Source organism: Pseudoalteromonas sp. SR45-5, from assembly GCF_014163565.1.
GTDB lineage: Bacteria > Pseudomonadota > Gammaproteobacteria > Enterobacterales > Alteromonadaceae > Pseudoalteromonas > Pseudoalteromonas distincta.
The window spans coordinates 1-2461 of sequence record NZ_JACJDN010000592.1; the positions used below are offsets into that span (position 1 = coordinate 1).

General features: G+C 41.8%; 2 protein-coding genes. Both read left to right on the forward strand.

Features of this window, described 5'->3' with window-relative positions; translation table 11 throughout:
- Window positions 1–126: 126 nt before the first annotated feature.
- The gene (ubiD, locus tag H5072_RS16865) at window positions 127–1593 is read left to right on the forward strand and encodes a 4-hydroxy-3-polyprenylbenzoate decarboxylase (protein ID WP_182694197.1); all 1467 of its coding nucleotides are present in this window, start codon (window positions 127–129) and stop codon (window positions 1591–1593) included.
- Between the two features lie 109 nt (window positions 1594–1702).
- The gene (fre, locus tag H5072_RS16870; protein WP_182694198.1) at window positions 1703–2416 is read left to right on the forward strand and encodes an NAD(P)H-flavin reductase; all 714 of its coding nucleotides are present in this window, start codon (window positions 1703–1705) and stop codon (window positions 2414–2416) included.
- Window positions 2417–2461: the final 45 nt, after the last annotated feature.

Consider the following 2461-nt stretch of genomic DNA (forward strand, 5'->3'; position numbering starts at 1 on the left):
CGTAAACCAACTTGCACACTCTTTAACGAGTGCCGTAGAGCGCTTTAAGTTTTAAGTGCAAGTAATGACTTGCCTTGCATGAAATGGGTATAATACTTTAACTCTTTTGCTTAATAGCGGCCCACAATGAAATATAAAGATCTACGTGATTTTATCGATTTGCTTGAAAAAAAAGGCGAACTTAAACGTATCACCCAAGAAATCGACCCGTATCTTGAAATGACCGAAATATCTGATCGCACATTGCGTGCAAAAGGCCCGGCGTTATTATTTGAAAACCCAAAAGGCTACGATATGCCGGTGCTTACCAACTTATTTGGTACACCAAAACGCGTAGCAATGGGCATGGGCCAAACAGATGTTAGCGAGCTTCGCGAAGTGGGTAAGCTACTCGCTTTTTTAAAAGAACCTGATCCACCAAAGGGTATTAAAGAAGCACTAGGCGCTATACCTATTTTTAAGCAAGTGCTTAATATGCCTGCAAAAGAAGTTAAAAAAGCGCCTTGCCAACAAGTAGTTTTAGAAGGTGATGATGTAGATTTAACTAAATTACCTATTCAGCATTGCTGGCCAGGTGATGCAGCGCCATTAATCACATGGGGCCTTACCGTTACTAAAGGGCCTTATAAAAAGCGCCAAAATTTAGGTATTTATCGCCAGCAATTATTAGGCAAAAATAAAATAATTATGCGCTGGTTGTCACATCGTGGTGGCGCGCTTGATTTTCAAGAATGGTGTAAAGAAAACCCAGGGCAACCCTACCCTGTATCGGTAGCATTAGGTGCCGATCCTGCCACTATATTAGGTGCCGTAACGCCTGTACCTGACACTCTAAGCGAATATGCATTCGCTGGCTTATTACGTGGCAGCAGAACCGAAGTTGTAAAATCTCTTTCAAATGACCTACAAGTCCCTGCCAGTGCAGAAATAGTACTTGAAGGTTACATAATGCCTGGTGAAATGGCGCCAGAAGGCCCTTATGGTGACCATACCGGTTACTATAATGAAGTCGATGACTTTCCAGTAATGACGGTCACTCATTTAACGCATCGTAAAGATCCTATTTATCACAGCACATTTACCGGCCGTCCGCCTGATGAGCCTGCTATTTTAGGTGTGGCACTTAATGAAGTGTTTGTGCCGATACTACAAAAGCAATTCCCTGAAATTGTCGACTTTTACCTTCCGCCTGAAGGGTGCTCATATCGTATGGCGATTGTAACAATGAAAAAACAATATCCAGGCCATGCTAAGCGCGTGATGATGGGAGTTTGGTCGTTCTTACGTCAGTTTATGTACACCAAATTTGTAATCGTCTGCGATGACGATGTTAACGCCCGCGATTGGGAAGATGTTATTTGGGCTATAACAACCCGAATGGATCCAGCGCGTGATACAACATTAATAGAGAACACACCTATTGATTATCTCGATTTTGCATCACCAGTCTCAGGTCTTGGTTCAAAAATGGGAATGGATGCTACCAATAAATGGCCTGGCGAAACCACCCGCGAATGGGGCGAGCCTATTGTTATGGATAAAGACACCAAAGACCGTGTAGATGATATTTGGGAAAGCCTTAATATTGTTTAAGTGTTTATATGTAAGTACATATCAGGCTATAAAATAACCCTGCAGATATGCTAGAATCGAGCTATTCGATTGCGTATCTGCTGTTACAAGCGCTGCTAAAAGGTAAAAAATGCAAACATTAAAAGCTGAAGTTGTAGCTATCAGCCCACTTACAGAATTTGTTCATAAAGTAATTTTAAAGCCACAACAACCTGTGACCTTTGAAGCTGGCCAATACATGCAACTCGTATTAGGCGAAAAAGACAAACGTGCTTTTTCTATAGCTAGTCGCCCTTCACAGTGCGATGCAATAGAACTGCATATTGGCGCCTCAGGTGCCGATTCGTATGCAATGCAATCGTTAGAGCATTTACGAAACGCCCATACCACAGGGCAGTTAGTAGACATTGAAGCTGGCTTGGGTATTTCACAGTTGCGCCTGCAATGTGAGCGCCCTATTATTTTACTCGCCGGTGGTACTGGTTTTTCATACGCAAAATCAATGGCTGATCATTTAGCTGAAATAAAATGCGAGCGCCCTGTATTGTTTTACTGGGGCGTAAAAGAAGAATCTGCTTTATATGCACATACAGAAATGCAAACATGGGCAGATAGCCATGAGAACTTTAAGTTTATTCCTGTAGTAGAAAATCCATCTGCTAATTGGCAAGGACACACTGGCTACGTACACAAAGCAGTAATGCAAGATATTGTGTCACTAGAACCATACGATATTTATATGGCAGGTCGTTTTGACATGATAGGTATTGTCCGTGATGACTTTATTACTCATGGTGCAATTCGTGAAAACATGTACGCAGATGCATTCGCATTTATCAAATAATTGAAATTTACTTTCAGTTATAAATAAAGGCACCTAATCGGTGCC

What these genes read in the sequence shown, in the direction of transcription:
- ubiD (WP_182694197.1), top strand. Translation starts at nt 127, where the DNA reads ATGAAATATAAAGATCTACGTGATTTTATCGATTTGCTTGAAAAAAAA.
- fre (WP_182694198.1), top strand. Translation starts at nt 1,703, where the DNA reads ATGCAAACATTAAAAGCTGAAGTTGTAGCTATCAGCCCACTTACAGAA.